The organism is Geodermatophilus sp. SYSU D00779, assembly GCF_054050595.1.
Genome location: NZ_JBJGZQ010000033.1, coordinates 21,007 through 46,743, shown reverse-complemented (window position 1 = coordinate 46,743; position 25,737 = coordinate 21,007). Strand labels below are relative to the sequence as shown.

The 25,737-nt window shown below is 74.6% G+C and carries 24 protein-coding genes and 3 pseudogenes; 7 read left to right on the top strand and 20 right to left on the bottom strand.

What is annotated here, in order from left to right:
* Positions 1–100 precede the first annotated feature (100 nt).
* On the bottom strand, positions 101–1,048 hold the full coding sequence (locus tag ACI79G_RS21780) for a DUF222 domain-containing protein (protein WP_456883132.1): 948 nt from the start codon (positions 1,046–1,048) through the stop codon (positions 101–103).
* Positions 1,049–1,597: 549 nt separating this feature from the next.
* On the opposite strand from ACI79G_RS21780, the pseudogene ACI79G_RS21775 reads away from it, so the two are divergent.
* The 4 genes and pseudogenes from ACI79G_RS21775 to ACI79G_RS21760 form a co-directional block, all read left to right on the top strand.
* Positions 1,598–2,251, top strand: a pseudogene (locus ACI79G_RS21775) (amidase family protein); the annotation flags it as partial.
* Entirely contained in the window at positions 2,167–3,009 is an 843-nt protein-coding gene (locus tag ACI79G_RS21770) for an amidase family protein (RefSeq protein ID WP_456883131.1), read from the top strand. The pseudogene ACI79G_RS21775 and the gene ACI79G_RS21770, both read left to right, overlap by 85 nt.
* On the top strand, positions 3,009–3,611 hold the full coding sequence (locus ACI79G_RS21765; RefSeq protein WP_456883130.1) for a helix-turn-helix domain-containing protein: 603 nt from the start codon (positions 3,009–3,011) through the stop codon (positions 3,609–3,611). The genes ACI79G_RS21770 and ACI79G_RS21765 overlap by 1 nt, the downstream gene beginning before the upstream one ends.
* A gap of 114 nt (positions 3,612–3,725) precedes the next feature.
* Positions 3,726–4,763 carry an ion channel gene (locus ACI79G_RS21760; protein WP_456883129.1) on the top strand — a complete coding sequence of 346 codons (1,038 nt, stop codon included), beginning with the start codon at positions 3,726–3,728 and terminating at the stop codon, positions 4,761–4,763.
* Positions 4,764–4,841: 78 nt separating this feature from the next.
* Here the strand turns inward: ACI79G_RS21760 and ACI79G_RS21755 are convergent, their stop codons facing one another.
* Genes ACI79G_RS21755 through ACI79G_RS21745 form a run of 3 tightly spaced genes read right to left on the bottom strand, consistent with a single transcriptional unit; the run spans position 4,842 to position 6,784 of the window.
* Positions 4,842–5,348: a mycothiol transferase gene (locus ACI79G_RS21755; RefSeq protein WP_456883128.1), complete on the bottom strand. Its 507-nt coding sequence runs from the start codon at positions 5,346–5,348 to the stop codon at positions 4,842–4,844.
* 28 nt (positions 5,349–5,376) lie between these two features.
* Complete coding sequence (locus ACI79G_RS21750) at positions 5,377–5,499, bottom strand: hypothetical protein (protein WP_456883127.1); 123 nt, start codon at positions 5,497–5,499, stop codon at positions 5,377–5,379.
* Positions 5,500–5,533: 34 nt separating this feature from the next.
* Positions 5,534–6,784, bottom strand: a complete 1,251-nt coding sequence (locus ACI79G_RS21745; protein ID WP_456883126.1) for a serine/threonine-protein kinase — start codon at positions 6,782–6,784, stop codon at positions 5,534–5,536.
* Positions 6,785–6,937: 153 nt separating this feature from the next.
* Here ACI79G_RS21745 and ACI79G_RS21740 point away from each other — a divergent pair, with 153 nt between their 5' ends.
* A complete protein-coding gene (locus tag ACI79G_RS21740; RefSeq protein WP_456883125.1) occupies positions 6,938–7,516 on the top strand; it encodes a universal stress protein in 579 nt (192 codons plus the stop codon).
* Between the two features lie 66 nt (positions 7,517–7,582).
* On the opposite strand, the gene ACI79G_RS21735 is transcribed toward ACI79G_RS21740, so the two are convergent.
* The 10 genes and pseudogenes from ACI79G_RS21735 to ACI79G_RS21690 all read right to left on the bottom strand — a co-directional run bounded on the left by ACI79G_RS21735 (position 7,583) and on the right by ACI79G_RS21690 (position 15,464).
* A complete protein-coding gene (locus ACI79G_RS21735; protein ID WP_456883124.1) occupies positions 7,583–8,083 on the bottom strand; it encodes a DUF2505 domain-containing protein in 501 nt (166 codons plus the stop codon).
* Between the two features lie 77 nt (positions 8,084–8,160).
* Positions 8,161–8,772, bottom strand: coding sequence for a GPP34 family phosphoprotein (locus tag ACI79G_RS21730; protein WP_456883123.1), 612 nt, complete (start codon positions 8,770–8,772; stop codon positions 8,161–8,163).
* Between the two features lie 55 nt (positions 8,773–8,827).
* The gene (locus tag ACI79G_RS21725; protein ID WP_456883122.1) at positions 8,828–9,244 is read right to left on the bottom strand and encodes a DUF6069 family protein; all 417 of its coding nucleotides are present in this window, start codon (positions 9,242–9,244) and stop codon (positions 8,828–8,830) included.
* A pseudogene (locus tag ACI79G_RS21720) lies at positions 9,241–9,810 on the bottom strand (HXXEE domain-containing protein); the annotation flags it as partial. The pseudogene ACI79G_RS21720 and the gene ACI79G_RS21725, both read right to left, overlap by 4 nt.
* Before the next feature lie 113 nt (positions 9,811–9,923).
* Positions 9,924–10,232 (bottom strand): annotated as a pseudogene (locus ACI79G_RS21715) (HAD family hydrolase); the annotation flags it as partial.
* Between the two features lie 21 nt (positions 10,233–10,253).
* Entirely contained in the window at positions 10,254–10,541 is a 288-nt protein-coding gene (locus tag ACI79G_RS21710) for a hypothetical protein (protein WP_456883121.1), read from the bottom strand.
* Positions 10,538–11,347 (bottom strand): phosphotransferase family protein, encoded by an 810-nt coding sequence (locus tag ACI79G_RS21705; protein WP_456883120.1) that lies wholly within the window; start codon positions 11,345–11,347, stop codon positions 10,538–10,540. The genes ACI79G_RS21710 and ACI79G_RS21705 overlap by 4 nt, the downstream gene beginning before the upstream one ends.
* The gene (locus ACI79G_RS21700) at positions 11,344–12,804 is read right to left on the bottom strand and encodes an amino acid permease (protein WP_456883119.1); all 1,461 of its coding nucleotides are present in this window, start codon (positions 12,802–12,804) and stop codon (positions 11,344–11,346) included. Before ACI79G_RS21700 ends, ACI79G_RS21705 begins: the two co-directional genes overlap by 4 nt.
* Before the next feature lie 31 nt (positions 12,805–12,835).
* Entirely contained in the window at positions 12,836–14,488 is a 1,653-nt protein-coding gene (locus ACI79G_RS21695; protein ID WP_456883118.1) for an AMP-binding protein, read from the bottom strand.
* Positions 14,489–14,498: 10 nt separating this feature from the next.
* A complete protein-coding gene (locus tag ACI79G_RS21690; protein WP_456883117.1) occupies positions 14,499–15,464 on the bottom strand; it encodes a cyclase family protein in 966 nt (321 codons plus the stop codon).
* Positions 15,465–15,611: 147 nt separating this feature from the next.
* Here ACI79G_RS21690 and ACI79G_RS21685 point away from each other — a divergent pair, with 147 nt between their 5' ends.
* Complete coding sequence (locus ACI79G_RS21685; protein WP_456883116.1) at positions 15,612–16,901, top strand: hydroxyacid-oxoacid transhydrogenase; 1,290 nt, start codon at positions 15,612–15,614, stop codon at positions 16,899–16,901.
* Here ACI79G_RS21685 and ACI79G_RS21680 read toward each other — a convergent pair whose 3' ends face one another.
* From ACI79G_RS21680 to ACI79G_RS21655, 6 genes are all read right to left on the bottom strand, one after another.
* Positions 16,902–17,318 carry a PaaI family thioesterase gene (locus ACI79G_RS21680; RefSeq protein WP_091223823.1) on the bottom strand — a complete coding sequence of 139 codons (417 nt, stop codon included), beginning with the start codon at positions 17,316–17,318 and terminating at the stop codon, positions 16,902–16,904.
* Positions 17,319–17,432: 114 nt separating this feature from the next.
* A complete protein-coding gene (locus ACI79G_RS21675; RefSeq protein WP_456883115.1) occupies positions 17,433–17,609 on the bottom strand; it encodes a hypothetical protein in 177 nt (58 codons plus the stop codon).
* Between the two features lie 101 nt (positions 17,610–17,710).
* Positions 17,711–20,047, bottom strand: coding sequence for a M28 family peptidase (locus ACI79G_RS21670; RefSeq protein ID WP_456883114.1), 2,337 nt, complete (start codon positions 20,045–20,047; stop codon positions 17,711–17,713).
* A gap of 7 nt (positions 20,048–20,054) precedes the next feature.
* Positions 20,055–22,202 (bottom strand): RNA polymerase recycling motor ATPase HelR, encoded by a 2,148-nt coding sequence (gene helR / locus ACI79G_RS21665; RefSeq protein WP_456883113.1) that lies wholly within the window; start codon positions 22,200–22,202, stop codon positions 20,055–20,057.
* A gap of 228 nt (positions 22,203–22,430) precedes the next feature.
* The gene (locus ACI79G_RS21660; RefSeq protein ID WP_456883112.1) at positions 22,431–23,225 is read right to left on the bottom strand and encodes a phosphotransferase; all 795 of its coding nucleotides are present in this window, start codon (positions 23,223–23,225) and stop codon (positions 22,431–22,433) included.
* Positions 23,226–23,266: 41 nt separating this feature from the next.
* Positions 23,267–24,214 (bottom strand): sugar-binding transcriptional regulator, encoded by a 948-nt coding sequence (locus ACI79G_RS21655; RefSeq protein ID WP_456883111.1) that lies wholly within the window; start codon positions 24,212–24,214, stop codon positions 23,267–23,269.
* 163 nt (positions 24,215–24,377) lie between these two features.
* Here ACI79G_RS21655 and ACI79G_RS21650 point away from each other — a divergent pair, with 163 nt between their 5' ends.
* The gene (locus tag ACI79G_RS21650; protein WP_456883110.1) at positions 24,378–25,733 is read left to right on the top strand and encodes an ABC transporter substrate-binding protein; all 1,356 of its coding nucleotides are present in this window, start codon (positions 24,378–24,380) and stop codon (positions 25,731–25,733) included.
* The last annotated feature ends 4 nt before the right edge of the window (positions 25,734–25,737 follow it).

Here is a 25,737-nt window from a genome sequence, read left to right as displayed (position 1 = left end):
CCCCCGCCTCCCCCCCCGGGCCCGGGGCCCCCCGGGCGCCCCCCCCCCCCCCACCCCCCCGCCGGGGGGCGGGGGCCCCTCGGCGTGCGTCGTCGGTCGGTCAGGCTGCGGTGGCCAGGGGTGGGCCGGTGCGCTGGGGGCCGGTGCGGATCTCGGTGCCGTCGGGTCGCCAGGCGCGCCATCGCCCGTCGGGTCGGCGTTCGACCCGGAAGCCGTGGTGCACCTTCGTGTGGTGCCGTTCGCACAGCAGCGCGGCGTTGTCCAGGTTGGTCGCCCCGCCGTTGACCCACTCGAGCAGGTGGTGGACGTCGCACCACCAGGTGGGCGCGGCGCAGCCGGCGAACACGCAGCCGCCGTCGCGCACCTCCACCGCGCGGCGCACGTGCGGTGGGAACAGCCGCAGCGTGCGGCCGTGGTCCAGCGGCACCCCGCCGGGGCCCATCACGATCCGGGTCACCTGCCCGTCGCAGGCCAGCCACCGGGCTCGCGCGGCGGAGATCTGCGCGCCGAAGCCGGTGTCGGCCGCGCCGCGGCCGGTCGCGGGGGCGGCCAGGTCCTCGATGCCGATCGTGACGATGACCTGCGGCTTGTGCCCGCGCAGGACCGGCAGGGAGCCGGCGGCGAGGGCGGTGTCGCACAGCTGCACCAGCGCATCGGCCAGCCGCTGGCTGCGTGTCCGCTCGTCGCCGGCGCACCGGCCGGCCTGCACCAGCGACTCCAGCGCCGCCTGCAGCCGCTCCCCACCCACCGCGTCCAGGTCGAACCGGCCGCTGACGCTCCCATCAGCCTGCTTGGCGAGCACCAGCCGGCGGCCCGCGGTCGGATCGGGCTCCGGGCCGTCGGCGTCGAGCCGATCGAGGTAGTGGTGCACCGCCTTCGCGGTATCGGCGTGCGGGCGTGAGGTCGCGACGCCGGTCAGCAGCTGGTCGACCCCGGCCAGGTCGACGTCCTGCCCAGCGGCCAGCGCGAGCGCCTCCGGCTCGGCCACCCGCGCGATGAGCCCGGCCTGCTCGCCGGTCACCGCACCGGCGGCGAACGCCGCGGCCATGGCGGGCAGGTTGCGCCAGCGCGCGGCCGGGGCGGACCACCCGGGCGGCCTCGGTGGCCGACAGGTGCCCGTGCCCGCACAGCCAGGACGCCATCGACGTCAGCCCGTCCACCTGCGCGGCACCGGACACCTCGGCCTCCCGCACCGTACGCGCCACCTCGGCGGCGAGCCGGTTCGCCGCGGCCAGCAGCGGGCGCAGCCGGTCCAACAGCGCCGGGCCGAACATCGGTGCCAGGTCCTCGGCGGCCAGGGCGTCGAGCGCGGCCGTCAGCTCGTCCACGACACCTCTCACCGGATCGATCACCTGTTCGAAGCCTATCCGATCAGCAGGGGCCGTACAACACGAATCCGCAGCTCAGCAGCTTGTCCACACAGTGCGGCCACGCTTTGACATGTGAGGTCTCCAGTCAGCCAGGTCGATGCGGCAACGGCCGTGGGGAGAAGCCTGAGTCCGCCTCCGAGCCGTTGGCGCCATCCGGCCCGTGGCGCCCACCAGGGCGGCGGTGCCACCTCTGGACATAAGCGAACGCTGCATTCACGATTCTGCGCATGCTGATCGCCGAGCGCGACTACCGCGCCTGGGACGCCGTGGAGATGGCCCGGCTCGTCCGCGCCGGGGAGCTCACCGCCACCGACCTGGCCGAGACGGCGATGGACCTCCTCGACCGCATGCCTGCGCTGAACGCCGTGGCCGACGTCGCTGAGCGGGTCGACCTCGCCAGGAGGGCCACCGGTCCGCTGGCCGGGGTTCCCTTCGCGGTCAAGGAACTCCTGGGCTGGCCGGGCCTGCCGTGGACCATGGGCTCGCGGCTCCTGGTCGGTCACCGCGCTCCCGGCTTCTCGCCGTACGCCGCCGCGATCCGGGATGCCGGGCTGCAGGTCCTGTGTTCCACCACCAGTTCGGAGTTCGGGCTGCTCGGGAGCACCGAGACCGCGTTGCACGGCACGACGCTCAACCCGTGGGGAGAGGGGTTGTCGGCCGGCGGGTCGTCGGGAGGATCGGCGGCGCTCGTCGCGGCGGGGGTCGTCCCGATGGCCCATGGCAACGACGCCGGCGGGTCGCTGCGGGTCCCGGCGTCCCTCACCGGTCTGTTCGGCTTCAAGCCGTCGAACCGCCGGTGCGCACCCACCGGCCCCGAGGTCCCCGGCCTGGGCGCACTGGTCGTGGACCACTGCATCAGCAGGTCCGTGCGGGACAGCGCCCACCTGCTCGCGCCACGGAGCGCACCGGCCCGGACGCCGTCCACCCGCCGGTCGGGCTGGTCGACCGCCCGGGCCGCGACCGGCTCCGCATCGCGGTGCTCGTGCCGACGCTCCTGGGTGAGGAGCCGGAGCCCGCCGTCCGACGGGAGCTGGACCGGGCGGCCGCGCTGTGCGAGGCCCTCGGGCACGACGTCGTCCCTGCGGAGTGGCCGGGCGTCGACGGGGAAGCGCTGAGCCGGGCGTTCTTCGTGGCCGCGGCGCGGACGATGTCCGAGGTGGCGCGGTCGGTCGTCCCGCTGCTCGGCCGACCACCGGGCCCCGACGAGTTCGAGCCGTTCACCCTGGAGCTCATGGCGTGGGCCGGGACGCTGGGACCGGAGGTGGACGCGGAGTGCGACCGGGCCCTCGTGCAGGCGAACCGCGCGTACCTGGGCCTGTTCGAGCGCTGGGACGTCATCCTCAGCCCCACCCTCGCGCGGCTGCCCTGGCCGCTCGGTCACCTCGCGCCGGCAGCGGGCCGTGGGGTCCTGGTACGGCGCACCGAGGAGGCGGTCGGGTACACGCCGATCCACAACACGGCGGGGTGTCCAGCGATGTCGGTGCCGCTGGGCCGGTTCGACGGCGTACCGGTCGGCATCCACTTCGCGGCGGCCCCGGGTGCGGACCGGCTGCTGCTGCAGCTCGCCCTCGCCCTCGAGGAGGCCGCTCCGTGGGTGGACCTCCGGCCGGACCTCGGCTGGCTGGAGCGGGCGGCCTGATGGCGCAGGTGCTCAAGCCGGCCGTGCGGGCGGGGATCGAGGTGGCGGCCCTGCGCTGCTTCGCCGACGCGGGGTACGGCGGCACGTCCGTGGCCCGGATCGCCACCGCGGCCGGGACGGCGCCGGCCAACGTGTACCGGTACTTCCCCTCCAAGGCGGCCCTGTTGGACGCGGTCGTCCCTGCGGACCTCCCCGTCCGGCACGACCGGCTGCTCGACGTGCGGATCGAGGCACTGGCGAGGGGAGCCGAGGGTGGCGCCGCGGCGGCCGCCGAGCTGCTCGAGTTCTGGCTCGACCACCGCCTGGCCGTCGTCGTGCTGCTCGACCGGGCCGAGGGCACCCCGTTCGCGGACTACCCGGCCGCCTTCGTGCAGCGGCTCGTCGCCCACGTCGAGCGGTCCCTCGGCGTCCCGCTGAGCGCGGTGCACCGGGAGCTGCTCGAGCTCGTGTTCGACAACACCCGCCGCGCCCTCGCGCGGATCCTGCGCAACCCCGGGGACCGCGAGCATGCCCGCGCCCTCGTCACCGGCTTCTGGAGCTACCAGGTCCCGGGGCTCGACGGCCTCGTGGCCGCCATCCGCGCGGACGCCACCGGCTCCTGAGGCCCCCACCAGCAAGGCGACGTCACCTCACGACGGGTGAGCACGCGCGGCGATCGGCGGTCGACCGGTGATCACGTCCGCTACGTTGCCCGGGTCGTCGTCGGGAGGTCCCAGGTGCCGTTCCTGCTGGCGCGCCTGACGCGCCTGCTGCGCGTGAGGCTGCCCGGGTGGCGGCTGCCGCTGGCCGTCGCGGTCGTCGTCTTCCTGACCAGCTGGGCGGCCATGGCCGTGATCGAGCCGGCCGGGACCGGCATCGCCTCGCCGGGCACCTACTGGTGGTACTTCGTCGTCACCGCGGCCACCGTGGGCTACGGCGACGTCTACCCGGCCTCGCCCGGCGGCCGCGTCGTCGGCGCGTACGTCATCGTCGGCGGCATCGTCACGCTCACCCTGCTCTTCACGCAGCTGTCCGCCGCGCTGCAGTCGGTGAGGGGCAAGAGACTGAGGGGGCTGGTCGAGCTGGACCTCGCCGACCACGTCGTCCTGCTCGGCTACACGCCGGGGCGGACGGCGCGCATCGTCACCGAGCTGTGCGCCGAGGGCCGCGCGCGCGTGGTGCTCTGCGCCTGGGACGAGGACGTCCCCGAGGACCCGCTGCCCGAGCGGCTGGACGTGCAGTTCGTCCGCGGCGACCTGACCTCCGAGGACGTCATGGCCCGTGCCTGCGTGGCCCGCGCCCGGACGGCGGTCGTCGACGTCCGCGACGACAACGAGGCCCTGGCCGTCGCGCTCGCCGTCACCCACGCCAACCCGCGGATCCACCTGGTCGCCGCACTCCGCGACCTCGGCCGGCTGGACACGCTGCGCTACGTGCACCCCGACGTCCAGGGGGTGCAGTGGCACATGCCCTTCCTGCTGACCGAGGAGGCCACCGACCCCGGCATCGCGCAGGTCTACAGCGACCTGATGACCAGCGGGGGGCACGGCAACACGTACTCGACCCGCGTCCCGAGCGGCTTCGCGCACCGCACGTTCGGCGACTGCCAGACCTGGTTCGGCCGCACCTTCGGTGCCACGGTGCTGGCCCTGCGCACCGACGGCGGGCCACTGGTGGTCAGCCCCGGCTGGGACACCCCGGTGCCCGAGGGCACGACGCTCTACTACGTCGCCGGTCGGCGCATCGACGACGCCCGGCTGCGCGCCGGCCGCTGAAGGACCCCGTCCTCCTCACCGCTCGCAGGCTCGCGGCGAGCCTCTGGACGGGGCCGCGAGCCGACCCTCAGCGCGGCATCAGCGCCCCAGCAGTCCGCGCACGTAGGCGGCCTGGCCCAGGTGCTGCAGGTCGTCCGACAGCACGCTGACCAGCCGCACGCCGAGGGTGACCGGCGGGTCCCAGCGGGTGTCGACGACCCGGTCGAGGTCCTCGTCGGAGAGGCCGCGCAGGAACTCCGCGGACCGCGCGTGCACGGCGCGGGAGTAGCCCACCAGCAGGTCGGCCGAGGGCACCCGGACGGCGTCCACCTCGTCGTCACCCATCCCGTAGCCGATCGCCGCGTCGTCCACGGGGAGGCCGAAGCGGCCGGCCCAGCCCTGCGCGGTCCACATCTGCTCGGTGCCGGCGACGTCGGCGACGTGGTCGTCCTGCACCCGCAGCAGGTGCCAGGCCAGCCAGCCGATCGGGTTGGCGCCGGGCTGCACCCGGCGGTTCAGGTCGTCGGGCTCCAGCCCCTCGACGGTGCGGGTGAAGGTCTCCTCGATCTGCTCGTAGGCGTAGGTGAGGACGTCGCGGCTGTGCATGGTCGGCCGCTACCCGTGGGCCGGTCGGTCACTCGCCGTCCGGGCCCTCCTCGGGCTCGCTCTGCGCCTCCAGGTCGGCGGCCTGCTCGGGTGTCTCCACCTCCAGGGCGATGTCGCGCGGCTGCGGGGTGTCCGGGGACGGCGTCGTCATGGCCCGAGCCTGCCCCAGGACGGGTCGGTCCGCGTCACCAGCCGTACAGGGTGCCGAAGAGGACGACGACGCCGACCGCCACGGCGAGCAGCACGAGCGCGAGCATCACCAGGGGGACGACGACCCAGCGACGGCGGAACCGGCGCCGCCGCGGCCGCTGCTCCCTCGGCCGGGTCGCGACGGGCGGTGGGGCAGGAGGTGGCGGCGACTCGGCGGGCGGGGCCGGCGGGGGAGCGGCCGCCTCCGACGTCCCCGTCCGGCGCTTGCGCTCCCGCCGCCGCTCGGCGAGGTGCCGCGCCTGGTCGCGGGCGTCGCGGGCCACCGCCCCGAGCGCGGTCGCCGACGCGGCCGCCAGCGCCTTGAGGTCCGCGGCGTCGATCCGCTCCAGCCGGTCGCCGTCCGCCGCGGGCTCCGCCGGGGGCGGGGTCGGCCCGGGGGACCACGGGTCGGTCCGGGGAGCCCCGTCGAGGACGGCCTGCAGCTCCCGGCGCGCCTGCTCGGCCGTCATCCGCCGCGCCGGGTCCTTCTCCAGCAGGCCGAGGACCACCGGCGCGAGCGGGCCGGCGTGGGTCGGCGGCGGGGGGTCCTCGGCGACGACGGCCATGAGGGTGGCCATCGGTTCGCCACGGGCGAAGGCGGGGCACCCCTCCACCGCGGTCCAGAGCGTCGCGCCGAGCGACCACAGGTCCGCGGCCGGGCCCGGCCGCTCGCCGTGGGCACGCTCGGGCGCCATGTAGGACGGCGAGCCGATGATCGCGCCGGTGGTGGTCAGCGTCGGGTCGCCGGTGGCGGTCGCGATGCCGAAGTCGGTGAGGCAGGCCCGCCCGTCGGGGGCGACCAGCACGTTGGCCGGCTTGACGTCGCGGTGCACCACCCCGGCCTCGTGCGCGGCGGTCAGCCCGGCCAGCACGTCCAGCCCGATGCGGGCGACCGCCGACCACGGCAGCGGGCCCTGGCCGTCGATGACCTGCTGGAGGCTGCAGGACTCGACGTGCTCCATCACCAGCCACGGCCGCCCGTCCTCCTCGACCACGTCGTAGACCGCGGTGACCGACGGGTGGTCCAGCCGGGCGGCGGTGCGGGCCTCGCGCAGCGTGCGCTCGCGCAGCACCCGGCGCTCCTCGTCGGACAGGTGCAGGGCGAAGGTGACCTCCTTGACCGCGACCGGTCGATCCAGCCGCAGGTCGGTGGCCAGCCAGACGACGCCCATGCCGCCGCGGCCCAGGACCTCCTGCAGTGCGTAACGCCCGGCCAGCAGGCGATCGGCGGACGGCTCCGCGGTCATGGGCGGACGGTACGCCGGGGCGGGCGTCGTTGCGCCCCCGATCGCGCGCGGGAACCGAGGGCCTTGTCGACTCCCGGGAGGCCGCGCATGCTCGGAGGTGCCGGTCGTCCGTGGGCACCGGGGCCCTCGGCCGGCCGGTTCGAGGAGGCCGACATGACCGAGCAGGCCGAGAGCGTCGACCAGCCGCAGGCGCGAGGGCCACGCGTCGTGGTGGGTGTGGACGGCTCGGCGGGAGCGCGGGCCGCGCTGCGGTTCGCCATCGAGGACGCCGTCCGCCGTGGCGTGCCCGTCGAGGCGGTCATCGCCCACCGCCCGCCCGAGGCCTGGATGGACTTCGACGCGATCGGTGAGTTCTCCTACGCCGAGGCGGAGGCCGAGGCGGTGCAGCGTGCCGAGAGGTTCCTCGCGGAGGTGCTGCGGGACATCCCGGAGCCACACCCGGAGATCCACGTGACGGCCGTCCTCGGCTCGGCGGCGGACGCGCTGATCCGGGAGTCGGCCGGCGCGGACCTGCTGGTGGTCGGCAGCCGGGGGCACGGCGGGTTCTCCAGCATGCTGCTCGGGTCGACGAGCATGCAGTGCGCCCTGCACGCGTCGTGTCCGGTGACCGTCGTCCACTCGCCCGAGTCGCACCGGGAGCGGCTGCACCTGCGGCGCCACCACGACGGGGAGCGGGTGCAGGCCCGCCGGAGGCGCTTCCGCGGGGCCACGGCCGACTTCAGCGGCCCCTGACGAACGGCCTCGCTGCAGGGGGCCCGCCGCGAGCCGGCGAGTGGTGGGGGGCAGGGAGGTCCTCCCTCAGTCCGGGGAACCCAGCCAGCGGCGCAGCACGTCGTCCTCACGGCGCAGCACGACCATCGCCAGCTCGCGGACGGCCGCCTCGGCCTGCCGCCCGACCACCGGCGCGTCGACCTCCGCCTCCCCGGTGACCGTCGACCGGGTGCCCTGGGCGGTCGGCCGCAGCCGCCGCTCGCCCCGCACCGCCGCGGTCCGGCCGAGGATGCGGGACTCGACCTGCAGGACGGCCCGGTGCCCCCCGCCGCCGTCGGTCGTCCAGTTGCGCCGGTCGGCGACGGTGACCTCGCGGCCGACGAAGCGGGTGAACACCGCCGGGACGCCCAGCGTGGGGACGACGAGCCGTAGCGCGGTGCGGGGGCTGCCGCCGTCCGGGGTGCTCTCCAGCGACTCGAGCCGCGCGCCGAGGGCCTGCGCGTAGTCGCGGAGGAAGGCCTCGTCGGTGAGGACGGCGAGGACGTCGTCCGGGGCGGCCGGGAACGTGGCGGTGTGGTCGATGGGCACGTGCAATCCTGCGACGGCCCGCGCGTCCGCGCCCGTCGAGCGCCGTTCCGCCCGGCCTCCCGGCTCGGTACGTTCCGTCAGCCGGGGGAGCCGTCGGCGAAGCTGACCGCACCCTTCATGTACCGGCCCCGGGTGATGGCCCGGTCGACCTCCTCGACGACCAGGTCGACCAGCCAGCGCACCGGCTCGGTGTGCGCGAGCAGCTCCTCGCCGGCGCGCTCCCGTGGGCTGGCCAGCAGGCCGAGGGTGCCGGCGACGGCGGCGAGGGCGGCGTCCTCCGGCGTCCACCCCGAGCGCTGCGGCTCGTCGAGGACCCGCTCGTCGGCATCCGTGCGGTCGGCGCGGGAGTCGTCGTAGCGGGTGCCCAGCAGCCGGCGGCGCACCGTCCACGACCCGCGCCGCACGTGCTCGGCGGCGAGGTCCCGCTGGTCGACCGGGCCGCGGCGGAGCAGGTCGGTCAGCGACTCGGCTCCCTCCGCGAGCAGCCGGTCGGCGGGAGGGAAGCCGGTGGGCGGGTCGTCGAACTCGACGGCCTCCTCGGTGTCCCGCACCCGCCCGCGCAGCGCGAGGTCGACCAGCAGCGTGCCGCGCACCGCCAGCGCCGTCACCAGGTCGTCGGTCAGCCGTCCCCTGTCCAGCGCCAGGGCGGCCAGCCGCATCGACACCGAGTCGTCCCAGTCGTCGTCCACGCGCGCATCCTGTCGCGGTCGGGGGCGGCACGGGCCCGGCCGTGCCGCCGGCCCCTCACCTCCGGTGGGTGGGGAGGCGACGGGCGACGGCCGGGACGACGATCGCCGCGGCCACGAGGGGGGTGACCATCAGCAGCACCCGGGTGTCGATCGTGGCGTCGGCGACCACGTCGGGGACCAGTGACAGCGCGGTGAGCACCACGGTCGTGCGCACGAAGGTGCTGCGCGGCCGCCGGGCGCGGCGGGCCAGCGCGGCGGCCAGCACCACGCCGACCAGGGAGAACACGGCGGTCAGCACGGCGAAGCCGGACACCGGGATGGGCGCCCCGCTGACGTCGAGGCTGATCCCGGCGGCGGAGCCCGCGGCGGCGACGGTGGTGGTCGCGAGGGCGGCGACCGTCGTGGCGGCCAGGCCCGCGCCGACGACGGAGCCGGTGCCGCGGCGGGTGGTGGTGGTCAGCGTGGCGGTCATGACGTCCTCCGAGGGGAACGGCCGGCTCGGTCCCGGCCTCTCACCAGGAGGTCGAACGGCCGCGGCCCGGATCGACACGGTCGCCGAGGACTTCTCCCGAGGCGTCCGCGCCGCCGATCCGCCAGCCGGAGCAGGCCGGACGCCGCGACGTGCGCCCCGACGACGACCAGGGGTCCGAGCAGCGCGACCGCCAGGGGAGTCGGTGCCACCGGGACCCCGGCGCGCCGGAGCCTCGACCGTGCCCAGAGCGCGAACGGCGCGACGACCGTGGGAGCCGTCAGCACGCCGGGGGTGTAGCCGCGGGTGACCACCGCGGAGGCGACGTGCGGGACGGCGTGCCACCCGAACGCGGCGAGCGTGGCCTGGAACAGCGGGTCGGCGCCGTCGGTGCGCGCACCCCGGGCCGAGGCGGCGGCGATGACGGTCCCCACGAGGCCGATGGCCACGGTCGTGTGCGGCCGAGAGACGGCCAGCCCGTCCCGGACCCGCGCCGGCAGCCGGGGCACGGTGCCCTCCAGACGCGGCCGGGCGCGGTCCGCCCAGCCGGGCATGGTGACCAGCTCCTCCGCGTCGTGGACGGCTCACGCGGCGAGCAGGCCCCACGTCGCGCCGCGCGGGAGGTGGGGCGTGGAGCCGGGAACGGGCACGCCTCCATCCTGGGGCCCGTCGTCGGAACCGGTCAGCCGGAGCCGTCCTGCAGGAGGGCGGCCAGCTCGCCGGGGCCGCGGTACAGGTGGGCGCGGAGTCCCACCCGCGCCGCGGCGTCGACGTTGACCTGCTGGTCGTCGACGAAGACGCACCGGTGCGGCGGCAGGCCGAGGGCCGAGCAGACCGCGGCGAACACCTCCGGGTCGGGCTTGGCCACCCCCAGGTCCGAGCTGTTGAAGACGGCGTCGAGCTCCCCGTCCAGTCCCAGCCGCTGCAGGTCGTGGGGCAGCCGGTCGGTCGCGTTGCTCAGCAGCGCCACGGGACGGGAGCGGCGCTGCTCGCGGAGGACGGCGAGGACCCGTCAGTCGACCTCTCCGCAGGGGCCCGACCAGTCGGCCACCGCTCCGGCCGCGGCCTCCCCGTGGACGGCGACCAGCCGTGCGGCGATCCCCGCCCGCCACTCGGCGTCGCTGATCCGGCCGGTGACGACGGCGCGCAGGGTGGCCGCGTCGGCGAACGCCGCGCGGTCGAGCGCGCCCGGGGGCAGACCGGCCCGTCGCTCGGCGGAGGTGACGATCCCCGGGTCCCAGATCCGCAGGACGCCGTCGAGGTCGACGACGAGGGCGGAGTCCGCGGATCGCAGGCTCATGCGGGGAAGAGCCACGCGAGGCTGCGGCGGGCGGCCGCGGCGTACTCCGCACGGCCCGTGCGCAGGCCGTACCCGAGGTCCTCGAGGGCGGCGCAGCGCGCGAAGAACTCGATCCGCGGGCCGGCGTCGGGCAGGCCGCCGTACGCCTGCAGGGTCTCGGCGAGGAAGGCGGGCCCGAAGTCGCGGTGGAGGCGGGCGAAGTCCAGGGCCGGGTCGGTGATCGCGCAGTCCGACCAGTCGATCACGCCGGTGAGGCCCGGTCCGTCGGCGAGGAGGTGCTCGGCGCCGAGGTCCGCGTGGGCCACCACGCGCAGTGTGGAGCGGCGCGGCACGCTCGACCGGACCACGCGCAGCAGCTCGGGAGGCCCGTCGAGGTCCGCCAGCCACTCGGCGGGGTCGGCGTCGTCCTCGTCGACGAACGCGCGCACCGTGTCCGGGTCGGTGGCGTGCAGGTCGCGCAGGAACCGGCCGAGCACGGCGGCGGTGCCCGGCGCGGGCGCCCGGCCGAGCAGCGGCCGTCCCGGCAGCAGCCGGTGGCCGAGCACCCCGGCGTCCGCGTCGGCGAACACGGGGACGGGGACGGCCAGCGGCAGCCGCGGCGCGAGGACTCCCAGCAGGCCCGCCTCGCGCTGCACGTCGTGACCGTCGGCCACCCGGAGGACCAGCTCGCCCGCGGCGAAGGCCGTGTTGTCCAGCCCGCGGCCCAGCTCCCGCAGCGGCAGGTCGGCGAGCTCGGGAGCGTGCGTCCGGAGCGCCCGGGCGGCGCGTGCCGCGGCGGGCCCGGCGTCCCCGCCGCCGGTGCTCACTCGCGGGGCGGGGCGGCCACCGCGCGCCGGTGCAGCGGGCTGTCCGGGTTCAGCAGCGAGTGCCGGCGGCCGTAGCCGAAGTAGAGGACCAGCCCGATGAGGAGCCAGACGCCGAAGCGCAGCCAGGTCTCCCAGTGCAGCTGGGCGATGAGGAACAGCGACGCCAGGACGCCGAACGCGGGGACGACGGGCATCAGCGGCAGCCGGAACGAGCGGGGCGCGTCGGGCCGGGTGTAGCGGAACAGGATGACGGCGACGCACACCACGACGAACGCCGACAGGATGCCGATGTTCGTCAGGTCCGCGACGGCGCGGATGGGGAAGACGCCGGCGAGCACGGCCGACCCGATCCCGGCGATCCAGGTGACGCGCTGCGGGGTGCCGTGGCGGTCGGTGCGGGCGAACCACGGGGGCAGCAGCCCGTCACGGCTCATGGAGAACCACACCCGGGTGACGCCGAGGAGGAAGGTCAGCATCACGGTCAGGATGGACAGCACCGCGAACACCGAGATGATGCTGGCGATCACCGGCAGGCCGGCATTGGTGAACGCGGAGGCGAAGCCCGCGGTGGGGTCGATCTCCCGGTAGTCCTGCATCCCGGTGAGCACCAGCGTGGCGAGGACGTAGAGCACCATCGCGATGACCAGCGACAGGACGATCGCCTTGGGCATGTGCCGCCTGCCGTCCTGGGCCTCCTCGGCGGCGGTGCTCATGGCGTCGTAGCCGAAGACGGCGAAGAAGACGGTGGCCGCGCCGGTGAGCACCGGGCCGAAGCCGGCGGGCATGAAGGGGTCGTAGTTCGCGGTGTCGATGTAGAAGACGCCGAGCCCGATGATGAACAGGATCAGCAGGATCTTGATCCCCACCGCGATCAGCTCGAACCGGCCGAACGTCCTGGTCCCGGCGCTGAGGATGGCGGTGACGAGCAGGCAGATCAGGATGGCCGGGACGTTGACGACCCCGCCCTCCTCGGCGGACGCGGTGACCGCCGTCGGCAGGGCGACCCCGAAGCCGTCGAGGAAGGCCTCCAGGTAGCCGGAGATGCCGATCGCCACGACCGCGACGATCGCGATGTACTCCAGGAGCAGGTCCCAGCCGATGAACCAGCCGATGACCTCGCCGAGGGCCACGTAGCCGTAGGTGTAGGCCGAGCCGGCCCGCGGGATCATGCCGGCGAACTCGGCGTAGGACAGCGCCGCGGCCGCCGAGGCCAGACCCGCGACGAGGAACGCGATGAGCACCGCCGGCCCGACGCCGGGGTTGTCCGCGTCGCCGTGCGCCACCAGCCCGGCGAGGGAGAAGATCCCGACGCCGATGATGCCGCCGACACCGATCGCGGTCAGCTGCCAGAGCCCGAGGCTCTTGGTCAGCGCGCCGGCCCCGCTCTCGGCCTCGATCTCCTCCATCCGGTCGATCGGCAAGCGGCGCCAGATGGAGTGCCTCGCCTGCGTGGCCATGCGTTCCCCCTCGCGGTCGGACCAGAGGTGGTCAGGACCCTCCGCGCAGTTCCCGGCGGAGGATCTTGCCGGTGACGGTCTTGGGCAGCTCGTCGACGATCTCGACGCTGCGCGGGTACTTGTAGGCCGCCATGCGCTCCCTGCAGTGCGCGATGAGCTCCTCGGGCGTCGCGCTGGCGCCGGGCACGAGGCTGACGAAGGCCTTCACCGTCTCCCCGCGCTTCTCGTCGGGGACGCCGACGACCGCGGACTCGCGGACCGCCGGGTGCTCGGCGAGGACGTCCTCGACCTCGCGCGGCCACACCTTGTAGCCCGACGCGTTGATCATGTCCTTCTTGCGGTCGACGATGAACACCCAGCCCTCGGGGGTCATGAAGCCGACGTCGCCGCTCTTCAGCGCGCCGCCGGGCAGGTTGGCGGCGGTCTCCTCCGGCTTGCCCCAGTAGCCGGCCACCACCTGCGGCCCCTCGGCGACGATCTCGCCGACCTCGCCGAGCGGGAGGTCCTTCCCGTCGTCGTCCTGGATGCGCACGACCGTGCTCGGCGCCGGGACGCCGACCGACAGCGCGCCCGAGGTGGGGTCGACGGGGGATGGCGAGCCGAACGGCGTGACGGTCATCGGCGAGGTCGTCTCGGTCAGGCCGTAGGCGTTGTGCACCTGCTTGCCGGTGGCCTCGAGGAACCGTCGTTCGGCGGCCGGCGAGATGGGGGCGCCGCCGGAGTAGATCGACGTGAACGACGCGAAGTGGTCCCGGCTGACCCCGGGTGCGTTGAGCAGCGCGCTGAACGCGGTGATCGCGCCGATGGTGAACGCCGGCCGGTGCTCGAGGAAGGCGTCGAGGACGACCTGCGGCTCGAACCGGTAGGCCAGGACCAGCGGCGCCGGAACGAGCATGCTGACCGCGATGTGCCCGATCAGCCCGGTGATGTGGAACAGCGGGGCGATCCCGAAGATGGCGCCGTCGCGCCCGGCGTGCACCCAGTCGCGGTAGACCTGCGCGGTGAAGACGACGTTGCGGTGGGTGTTCATGGCGCCCTTGGGCACCCCCGTCGTCCCCGAGGTGTAGGTCAGGAACGCGACGTCGTCCGGGCCCAGCTGCACCGGGGGCGGGGTCTGCCCGCGGTGCTCGGCCAGGAACTCGCCGAGGTCCGTCGTCCCCTCCTGCCGCTGCCGGCCCACCCCACCGAAGAGCCGCTCGTCGTCGCGGGTCTGGAACTCCAGCTCGCTGGTCGTGAGCACCAGCCGGACGTCGGTGCCGGGCACGACGTCGCGGGCGACCTGGTCGTACAGCGACTCCAGGGACACCAGCACCGTGGCCCCGGAGTCCTCCAGCAGGTAGGAGAGCTCGCGGGCCCGGCTCATCGGGTTGATCGAGACCATGGTCCCGCCGGCCTTCCAGGCCGCCACCATCGCGATGACGAACTGGGGCACGTTCTGCAGGTAGACGGCCAGCCGGTCGCCGGGGGCGAAGCCGTTGGCGAGCAGGCCGCTGGCCAGGGCGTCGCTGAACTCGTCGAGCTCGCGGCGGCTGACGACGCCGTCGAAGTACCGCAGCGCGTCGCCCGAGGGGTCCCGGGCCAGCCCCGCACGGAACATGCTCAGGGCGTCGTCGAACTCGATCTCGTAGTCGGCCGGCTGGTCGCCGTAGAGCGCCAGCCAGGGTCGCTCGTCGTAGTCGCTCACGGTGGCAGCCCTACTTGATGACGACGGGGTTGACGGGGGAGCCGCTGCCCTTGGCGACCTTGAGCGGGGCGGCGACGTAGAGGAAGGCGTACTGGCCGTCCTCGGCGCAGTCGGCGGCCAGCTGCTCGAGGTCGGCGATCTCGGTGAGGGTGACGCCGAGGTTGCGCATGAGCGCGTTGTGCAGGACCAGGGCGACGCCGGTGTTGGGGTCGGTGGTCACCTCGTTGGCGATGGTGTCGGTGACCAGGTTGGGGATCTCCATGTCCTGGAACCACCGCACGAGCTCGGGGCTGTAGACCAGGCCGGGCTCGTTGAAGCCCTCGTAGAAGGCCTCGCCCTGCTCGAAGAACAGCTGCAGGAAGTTGGTCCGGATGACCAGGATGTCCCGCTTCTGGATCTCCACGCCCTGGGCCTGCGCGCAGGCCACCAGGTCCTCGTGCGTGAAGGTCTCGCCCTTGTCGAGGGTGTCCTTGCCGCGGAAGCGGGCCATGTCGAGCAGGACCGCCCGGCCGACGACGCCGCGCTGGGCGATCGGCTCGACGCTGGCCTTGTCCAGGCCGCCGATGGTGGTGCGGGCGTCGTAGCCGTTCCAGATCTTGCCGCCGTACCAGACGTGGCCGAGTCCGTCGTACTGCGTCGAGCCCTGGAGGAAGGCGTTGATCTTGTCGTCGGCGTAGTGCAGGCCGCCGGGGTACTGCGGCGCGTCGGGGGAGTCCCAGGTCGACTCGTCGAGGATCTGGGTCCGCTCGGCGGGCGTGCGCCCGGGCCACACCGGGTCGCCCTTCGGGTCGCCGATCAGCCGCTGCAGGGTGAAGACCTTGCCGGAGCTGACCAGCCGGGCGGCGGCGAGCACCTGCTCCGGGCCGAGGTAGTTCAGCGCGCCGACCTCGTCGTCCGGGCCCCACTTGCCCCAGTTCGTCGGCGCGTCGGCGAGCAGGTCGTCGAGGGCGGGGACGGTGGGGGGCGCGTCGGTCACGGGTACCTCCTGGGCTGGGAAGGGTGCCGCCCGGTGGCGGACGGATCGGTGTCGTGGACTATCCCGTCGGTGTGGTGCGGACCACAACCACGTGCAACATTCGGCGCAACGCCACCCAGCCGCACCCCGACCGCAGAGAGGGACGTCATGAGCACCGTCGCGCCCGCCCACCCCGAGTCCGTCTTCACCTACGGGGCGCCGCAGCTGAAGTTCGGGAGCGGGGCCTCCGACGAGATCGGCTACGACCTGAGCAGGTACGGCGTCCGGCGGGTGCTGGTGGTCACCGACGCGGGTCTCGCGGCCACCGGCATCCCGCAGCGCGTGGCCGACCAGATGGCGCAGTTCGACATCGAGGCGCACGTGTACGACGGCGTGCACGTCGAGCCGACCGACGTCAGCCTCGTCGCCGCGATCGAGGAGGCCCGCTCGACCGGGCCCTGGGACGCCTTCGTCGCCGTCGGCGGGGGCTCCTGCATCGACACGGCCAAGGCGATCGACCTGCTGACCACCAACCCCGGCGAGCTCCTGGACTACGTCAACGTGCCGGTCGGGAAGGGGCAGGCGCCGTCGAAGCCGTTGAAGCCGCTGATCGCCGTCCCGACGACGACGGGCACCGGCTCGGAGAGCACCACCATCTGCGTGATGGACGTGATCGCGGCGCGGGTGAAGACCGGGATCAGCCACGCGATGCTGCGCCCGACCCTGGCCGTGATCGACCCGGACCTCACGCTGACCCAGCCGCCCGGGGTGACCGCGGCGTCGGGCATGGACATCCTGTGCCACGCCCTGGAGAGCTACACCGCGCGCTGGTACACGACCTACGAGCACAAGAAGCCCGAGCAGCGGGTGCCCTACTGCGGGTCCAACCCCATCTCGGACATGTGGGCGGAGAAGTCGCTCAGCCTGCTGGCCGGCTCCTTCCGGCGGGCGGTGCGGCACGGGGACGACGTGCAGGCGCGCGCCGACATGTCGATGGCGGCGACCTTCGCGGGCATGGGCTTCGGCAACGCGGGGGTGCACATCCCGCACGCCAACGCCTACCCGATCGCCGGGCAGGTGAAGGACTTCCACCCCAAGGACTACCCGGCGGACGAGCCGATGGTCCCGCACGGGATGTCGGTCGCGCTGACCGCGCCGGAGGCCTTCCGCTTCACCTTCGAGGCCGCTCCGGAGCGGCACGTGCGGGCGGCCCAGCTGCTGGCGCCCAACGCGGGGATCCCGACCGAGGCGGTCGACTTCCTGCCCATGGTCCTGACCGACCTGATGCGCGACATCGACATCCCCAACGGCGTGGGCGCGGTCGGCTTCGGCGAGGACGACATCCCGGACCTGGTCGAGGGCACGATGAAGCAGCAGCGGCTGCTGGCGACCTGCCCTCGCGAGGTCACCGAGGACGACATCGCCGGCATCTTCCGCCGGTCCATGTCGCTGTGGTGATCAGCCGAGGCGGACGACGCTCTTGGTGACCTGGGCGGTGGCGACCAGCTCGCCGTCCACCACCGCCTCGGCGCGCATGAAGGCGACCGCGCGGCCGCGGCGCAGCACGGTGGCGGTGACGTCCACCCGCTTGTCGGCGGCGACCGGCCGCAGCAGCGACACGGTCTGGTCGTGGGTCACCGCGTGCTCGGCGTCGGACAGCCGGGGGAGCAGCGCGAGGTAGCTCGCGGTGTCGAGCAGCGTCGTCACCACGCCGCCGTGCAGCACCGCCGCCTGGTTCTGCGCCGAGCGTCCGACCGGGAACCACAGGCCGGCGGCGGGGTCGGCCGGGTCGCGCAGCTGCATGCCCAGGAAGCGGTTGAGCGGGATGTCGAGGACGGCCTGCACGCGGGCGGCGGTCTCGGTCTCGGACGGCATGCGGGCCACCTCTCGTCGGGGGACCCGCCGAGCCTCGCACGCGCCGGTCGTCAGCCGCCTGGACCCACCCGGTGTCTGCGCCGGGGCGCGGGGGCGGCTGCCCGACGAGGTCGGTCACCCCGCGGGCGGGGGGACCGGCTCCTCGAGCCAGTTCCAGCTGTGGTGGCTGTACAGGGTCTTGTTGCCCTGGGCGTCGTACACGACGAGGTGACCGGTGGCGGTGAAGCTGAAGCGGGCGTCGTCACCGAAGCGCATCACTTCACCATCGGCTCGGTGGAGGTCGAAGGCCATCCCCGGAGCCTGGCACGGGAGTGGAGCCTGCCCGTGCCGATCCACCGTCGGTGCGTCGACGGGTGGCCGCCACGACGACGTCGTCGGGCTGCGGCTCGCCCTCACACCCGGGCCGTCCGCGTCACCCACAGCTCCGGGGTGACGAGCACGCGCCCGTGCGGCGGCGTGGACCCGGGCACGACGCCGAGATCGGTGCTGCGGTCGCCGAGCCGGAGGGTGAGCGCGTCGGCGCGCTGCTCGAGCACCAGGCGCACCTCCACGCCGTCCGCCGGCACCGCCGCCAGGACGAACCCGAGGTCCCAGGGCCCGCGCGGCCCGTGCACCGGGAGGTCGCGCCCGGCGACGCGGGCCTCGCGCACGGAGGCGCCGGCGGCGTCCACCCACAGGCCCACCGCGGGCGCGCCGCGGGCCGAGCGCAGGCGCAGGACGAGCTCGCGCTCCGTGCCCCGCCGCGTGTCGGACAGGACGGCGACCTCGGGGGGCAGCAGGTCCACGGCCGGTGCCGGCCCGTGCGCGAGCGCCCGCCCGTCGGTGTGGGGGAGGACGTCGTCGAGCGCGGCGGGCGGCTCGGTCAGCAGCGAGGCGCGCCACGCGCTGGGTGGTTCCCGCCAGGAGGCCCACAGCGCCCGGCCGGTGTCGGCGTCGAGACCGTAGAGGAGCTGCTCCTGGCGCGGTGGCGTCGCGCCCTCGCGGTTGACGACCAGTCCGGCTGCGGTGAGCACCGCCGCGAGGACCAGCGCTGCCACCGGCGTCCCCGCCGTCCGCCAGCCCCCTCGTCCGGCCCCCCGTCGGTCGGCCCGCGGCGGCCGGGAGAGGCGCACCACCGGCAGCACCAGGAGCACGAGCAGCCCGGCGAGCACCGCGCTGAACGGCCCGCCCAGCCCCAGGCCGACGTCGAAGCCGAGCCAGGCGCCGGGACCCAGCAGCACGGCGACGCCGGCGGACGCCAGGAACACGGCCGCGGCGCGCAGACCGGTCCACCGCCGTGGCACGAGGTCGTGCACGACCGCCCCGGCGGCAGCGCACAGCGTCGGCAGGACCAGCACACCGGAGACGCCCGGGGCGGTGAGCGCGACCAGGACCCCGGTGACCGCGAGGACGACCAGGGCCCCGACGGCTGCGGCGTCGGGGCCCGTCCAGCGGCGCAGCAGCCCCGCCACCGCCAGCACCGCACCGACCGCGGCCAGCAGCACCGCCGCCTGGTAGAGCAGGGGACGGTACGGCTCCCCGACCACCGCGGAGGCCTGCCCGGGGTCGATGGCGAGCGCTGCCTGCCACACCGCCCACCCGGCCAGGCCGGCGACGGCGAGCGCCGCGACCGCCCCCAGGGCACCCAGGGCGGTGCGGGGCAGCGTCAGCGCGCGCTGCCCCCGGCGCAGGACCAGCACCACGACAGCGAGGACGAGAGCGCCGAGGGCGAGCGGGACCTCGAGCCCCTGCGGATAGCGCAGGAGCCCCCACGGCAGGGTGGTCACGACCTGCTCGGTGCCGCGGGGGACCGCCGTCAGGTCGGCGGCGGTGAGGTGCCGGGTCGCCGCGAGGCTGACCTCGCCCATCTGCTGGACGGAGGCGGGGCTCAGGTGCTCGAGGTCGTCGACGGGGGAGTGGTAGTGCGCTCCGCCGGCCGAGATGGCCGTGTCGAGCCCGTGCAGCCCGGCCGCGGCGAAGGGGGTGAGGTCGCTGTCGTTGGGCAGGGCCTCGAAGGCCGCCTCCGCGGCGGACTCCGCCATGGCCCCGGGGGAGCCGGCGAGGGCGTCGAGCAGGGCGCTGTTGGGGGACGTCGTCCGGAAGGTCGCCGGCGTGCCCCACGCCCCGCGCGCCTCGTGGTTGAGGACCACGGTGGTCCCGAGGGAGGCAGCCCGTTCGCGGGTGAAGGCCTCGGCGCCCAGCAGCCCCGCCTCCTCGGCGTCGGTGAACAGGACCACGACGTCGTTGCGGGGTGGTGGGACCCCCTCGGCGGTCAGGGCCCGTGCGATCTCGAGCAGCACCCCCATCCCCAGGCCGTCGTCGCCGGCCCCCGGTGAGGCGGCGACCGTGTCGTAGTGGGCGGCGAGCAGCACGGTCCCGGTGGGGTCGGAACCCGGCAGGGACGCCACGACGTTGCGCACGAGCGCCACCGGTTGCGTGCCGGCCCGGCCGAGGTCGGTGGCCCCGACGGCCTGGTGCACCTCGGTGCGCCACCCCCGGGCGTCGAGGACGGCCAGCAGGTGGTCGCGCACCCGGGCGTGCTCGACCGACCCGACCGGACGCGGGGCGACGGCGACCTGCTCGAGCTCGTCCATCGCCCGGGCGGCGCTGAACTCCTCCGCCGGAGCCCCGGAGCCCCGTGGCGCGGCAGGAGCGAGGACCAGCACCGACGCGACGGCGACGGTCAGGAGCCCGACGAGCGCGAGGACGCCGGCCGGCCGGGGTGCGCGCGGTCCCGGGGGACTCGTCATGCCGGCGTCAGGGGCTCGTGAGGACGACGAGTCGCTGGGTGGCCCGCGTCATCGCGACGTAGCGGTCGACCGCTCCCTCGATGCCCCCGCCGAACGCCTCCGGGTCGACGAGGACGACGAGGTCGAACTCGAGCCCCTTCGCCAGCTCCGGGCTCAGCGACCGGACGCGCGGCCTCTCCGCGACCGTGGGGTCGCCGATGACGCAGGCGGTCCCCTCGGCGTGCGCGGCGAGCCAGGTGTCGAGGATCGTGCCCAGCTCGGAGGTGGACCCGTGCCTGACGGGGACGCCGGTGCTGCGGACGGACGTCGGCACGTTGGCGTCCGGGAGCACGGCCCGGATGACCGGCTCGGCCTCCGCCATGACCTCCGCCGGCGTCCGGTAGTTGACGGTCAGGGAGGCCAGGGTGACGTCGCCGAGCCCGATCCGTGCGAGCCGCTCCTGCCACGACTCCGGGAACCCGTGCCGGGCCTGGGCGCGGTCCCCGACGATGGTGAGGCTCCGCGACGGGCAGCGGAGCAGCAGCACCTGCCACTCCGCGTCGGTCAGTTCCTGGGCCTCGTCCACGACGACGTGGGCGAACGGGCCGGCGAGCGCGTCCCGGTCGGCGACGGGCAGGGCGGCCCGGTCGACCAGCGCGTCGCGGAGGTCCCCGTGGCGCAGGCTCGTCATCAGCAGCAGCTCGGAGTCGTCGGCCGCGATGAGCTCGTCGATGACGCCGGCCATGCGCTCGCGTTCGGCGGCGACCACGGCGTCCTGCCGGCGCTTGCGCCGCGACGCCCCCGGGTCGCCGAGCCGCTGCCGTGCCGCGTCCAGCAGCGGCAGGTCCGACACCGTCCAGGCCCGGGGATCCGCACGCTGCAGGGCCCGGACCTCGTGGGGGCTGAGCCAGGGCGCGCACGTGCGCAGGTAGGCGGGCACCGACCACAGGTCCCCGACGAGGTCGGTGGCCTCCAGCAGCGGCCAGGCGCGCTCGAACGCCGCGCGCAGCTCCCGGTCCCGCGCCAGCGCGCTGCGGACGACGTCGTCCTCGACCTCGCCGTCGTGCGCGTCCACCACGATCGACAGCAGCGCCTCCCACACCTGCTCGCGCGCCTCGTTGTGCGGCGTCCCGGGTTCGCGGGCGTCGAACGCCTCGGCCCAGTCGTCGGGACCGAGCTCCACGTCGGACCAGGGGGTCTCGACCGTCACCTCCTCGCCGGGCGGCTCCTCGTAGAACCGGACGGCCGCCTCGATCGCCGTCACCATCTCCGCGGAGGACTTCAGGCGGGCCACCTCCGGGTCGGCCTCCACGCCGGCGGTAGCTCCCTCCGGGACGAGGTCGCGCAGCGTGCAGGTCAGCACGCCCTCCTCGCCGAGGCTGGGGAGGACGTCCGCGACGTACGAGAGGTAGGGCTGGTGCGGACCGACGAACAGCACGCCGCCCCGGTGGTGCCCGAGGCGCGGGTCGGAGTAGAGCAGGTAGGCGGTGCGGTGCAGCGCCACGACGGTCTTCCCCGTGCCCGGACCGCCGTCGACGACGAGAGCGCCGCGGGACCCCGCGCGGATGATCGCGTCCTGGTCGGCCTGGATGGTGCCGAGCACGTCCCGCATCCGGGGTGACCGGCTGCTGCCCAGGCTGGCGATGAAGGCGGACTGGTCGTCGAGCGCGGCGGCGTGCCCGTCGAACCCGTCGGGGGTGAACACCTCGTCCCAGTAGTCGGTGATCCGGCCGCGGGTCCAGCGGTACCTGCGGCGGCTGACCAGGCCCATCGGGTCGGCGTGGGTCGCTCCGAAGAACGGCTCGGCCGCGGGGGAGCGCCAGTCCACCAGCAGCCGACGGCCCGCGCTGTCCGTGAGACCGAGTCGTCCGACGTACACGGGCTCGGGGTCGTCCGCGCGGACGACGTGCCCGAGGCACAGGTCCAGACCGAAGCGGCGCAGGGCACGCAGGCGGGCGGTCAGCCGGTGGACCTCCAGGTTCCGGTCCAGCGCCGCCTGGCCTGCGTCGCCGGGCGCCCTGCGCTCGGCATCGAGGCGGTCGGACAGGTCGGCGATCGACCGCTGGAGGCTCTCCGCGACGGCCGTGAAGTGCTGCTCGTCGCCGGCGATCAGCGCGGGGTCGGCCTTGTGGGACCGGTCGGGGAGGGCGAACACGCTGGTGGTCAGAGAGGTCACGTCAGCTCCGATCAGGTTCCCCCGCGACTCGTACGTCGACGACGGCACAGGCACGTCGCGACCCCGTTCCCGCAGGTCTGGGCTCTGGCCGGCGATTCTCCGGCCCGTCCCGGCTCTTGCCGCAAGTCCCCCGGTGCGCTATAGGTTGGAGTCGAGGGGATGGGTCCTCGTCCCCGTCGGCCCGGTTCCGCCGCCGCGATGACACCCGCCGTCCACCGCTCCCGGCTCTCAGGCGAGCGCCTGCTGCAGCACGTCGGCGTTGTCCAGGTACCAGCGGCGCGTCCGTTCGGCTCGTCGCATCGCCCCGCCGGCCAGGTACTCGGAGAAGGCGGGGTGGCCGTTCGCGGCCGCGGTCCCGACGATGTCGTACAGCCACTGGTGGTTGTGCAGGACCGCCGGGACGAGGGCTTCCCGGTCACCCTGGTCCAGGCCGTAGCTGTCCACGAAGAGCCGGAGGCGGTCGAGTGCCCGGCCGCGCCTGCTGTCGTCGATGTAGCGGTCCGGCCGCAGCGGAGCCCACAGCCGCGTGGCGCACGCGACGTCCCACACCCGGCAGCCCGGGCTGGCGAGGTCGAAGTCGATCAGCGCGACGGCCCGCCCGTCGCGGAAGACGACGTTGTCCAGGTTGACGTCGTTGTGGCTGATGAGCTGCCCGGCGAAGGGCGGGGGCGGCGACGGCGGCCACAGGTGCGGCGTCGGGGAGAAGGTGCTGACCGCCCGGTGGTAGTCGCGCAGCAGGTGCGCGACGCTGACGAGCGCCTCGTCGCTGAGGGCCCAGGCCGGGTAGGGCGGCGTGACGGCCGTCCCGGGGACGTAGGAGAGGACCTCCCGCCCCTGCTCGTCCACGCCGAGGAACCGGGGAGCGCCGTCGAACCCGACGTCGGCGAGGTGGCGAAGCAGAGCATGGGTGGCCGGACTCGTGGCGCGCCGGGGGCGCCGGACGGTGTCGCCGACGCGCACCACCTGTCCGCGGTTGGCGGTGCCGCCCAGGAGGAGGACCTCGGACTCGGTCTCGCCCGGCATCGGCCTCCTCAGGTCGCCCCACGGCCCGTCGGCGCAGGCGCTCACTCCTCGAGGACGGCGTGGGCCAGGGCCGTGTGCGTCACGATGCCACCGACGAGCCCGCTGCGGAGCGCGGCGCGGACGGCGGGGCTCTTCGACTCGCCGTAGGGGACGACGACCACCTCGGGGATGGCCCGCATCTGCTCCGCGTCGATGCCGATCATCCGCTCGGACAGCTCCGTCCGGATCGCCTCGCCGTCGGCCGAGAGGAAGACGCCGGACACGTCGGCGCAGACCCCCAGGCGGTGCAGTGCCGCGCGGTCGTCCTCGGACAGGGCGTCGTACAGGGTGGACTGGCCGGGCTTCCAGAGACCCACACCGGCCACGGCCTTGGTCACGAGGGGGAGCTGGGCGAAGGCGCGCGCCACCTCGGGCTGACGCCGGAGAGCCCGTGCGGTGGCCGCGTCGGGGACCGTGAAGGGCGCGTAGAAGACGTGCGCCGCACCGCCCGATGCGCTGGCCACGTCCCGGACGACGTCCACCGACGTGTCGGGTCCGTCCGGCAGCGAGAGCGCCCCGGTGAGCTGGACGACCGGGGTCCCGGGCAGTGGCGGCAGCGCTCGGGCCATCGCGCTCACCGCCCGGGCCCACGCCAGACCGAGCACGTCCTGCGGCGTGATGATCTCCGCGAGCAGCCGGGCCGCCGCCCGCCCGAGGTGCCCGCGGAGCGAGTCGGCGTCGTCGTCGGGCGTGTCGATGACGACCGAGTGCTGCAGTCCGAACCGGTCCTGCAGCCGCGCGGACAGGTCGACGTCGATCTCGCCCTGGTGGCGGATCTCGATGCGCACCAGCCCGCTCTGGCGGGCCGCGTCGAGCAGCCGGGCGACCTTGAAGCGGCTCAGGCCGAACTCCTCGGCGATCTCGACCTTCGACCGGCCGTCGAGGTAGTAGCGGCGTGCGACGGATGCCGTGAGGACGACCCGGGCCGGGCCGTCGTGCGCCTCTGCCATGCGCGTCTCCTGCTCATGTGAGCGTCCCGGTGCTCACTATGGCACGCCCCTTGACGTCACCCGATCGTGTGTTGAGACTCACCTCACACACATCTGAGACCCCCTCTGCTCATATGAGCGAGTGCGTGGTCGGCCCGGGGAGGACTGCACCGTGCACAGACGCGTGCGACCTGCACTCGCCGCTGCGACGGCGACCGCACTGGCCGTGGGGCTCGGCGGGTGTGCCGGCTGGGGCGGGGGTCCCGCCGCCGGCGGGGCCAACAGCATCAACGTGCTGATGGTCAACAACCCGCAGATGGTGGACCTGCAGCAGCTCACCGCCGAGCACTTCACCGCGGAGACCGGCATCACGGTCAACTACACGGTGCTGCCGGAGAACGACGTCCGGGACAAGATCAGCCAGGAGTTCTCGAGCCAGGCGGGGCAGTACGACGTCGCCACCCTGAGCAACTTCGAGATCCCCATCTACGCCCGGAGCGAGTGGATCGCCCCGCTGGACGAGTACGTCGCGGCCGACGCGGAGTTCGACCAGGACGACGTCCTCGGCCCGCTGACGGCGTCGCTGTCCGGCGACGACGGCCGGCTGTACGGCGAGCCGTTCTACGGCGAGTCCTCGTTCCTCATGTACCGCAAGGACGTCCTGGACGGGGCCGGCATCCAGATGCCGGCCAACCCGACCTGGCAGGAGGTCGCCGACATCGCGGCCGAGGTCGACGGAATCGAGCCCGGGATGGCCGGGATCTGCCTGCGCGGCCAGCCCGGCTGGGGTCAGCTGTTCGCGCCGCTGACCACGGTGGTGAACACCTTCGGCGGCACCTGGTTCACCGAGGACTGGCAGCCGCAGGTCGACAGCGAGGAGTTCCGGACGGCCGTGCAGTTCTACGTGGACCTCGTCCGGGAGCACGGCGAGGTCGGTGCACCGCAGGCCGGCTTCACCGAGTGCCTCAACAACGTGGTCCAGGGCAACGCGGCGATGTGGTACGACGCGACCTCGGCCGCCGGGTCGCTCGAGGCCGCCGACTCGCCGGTCAAGGGCAAGATGGGGTACGTCGCCGCACCGGTGGTCGAGACCGACAGCTCGGGCTGGCTCTACGCGTGGTCCTGGAGCATCCAGCAGGCCAGTGCGAAGAAGGACGCCGCCTGGGAGTTCATCTCCTGGGCCTCCAGCGCGGAGTACGAGCAGCTCGTGGGCGAGGAGCTCGGCTGGTCCAAGGTCCCCGCAGGCAAGCGGGCGTCGACCTACTCCAACCCGGACTACCTCGCGGAGGCCTCCGCCTTCGCCGAGCCCACGCTGGCGGCCATCGAGGCCGCCGACCCGAACGACCCCGGCGTGCAGCCCCGCCCCGCACCCGGCATCCAGTTCATGGGGATCCCGGAGTTCCCGGACCTGGCCACCCAGGTGTCGCAGGACGTCAGCTCCGCGATCGCCGGCCGGACGACCGTGGACGAGGCGCTCGAACGGGGGCAGCAGCTCGCCGAGGACGTCGCCGAGCGCTACCAGGAGCGGGAGTCGAAGTGACCGA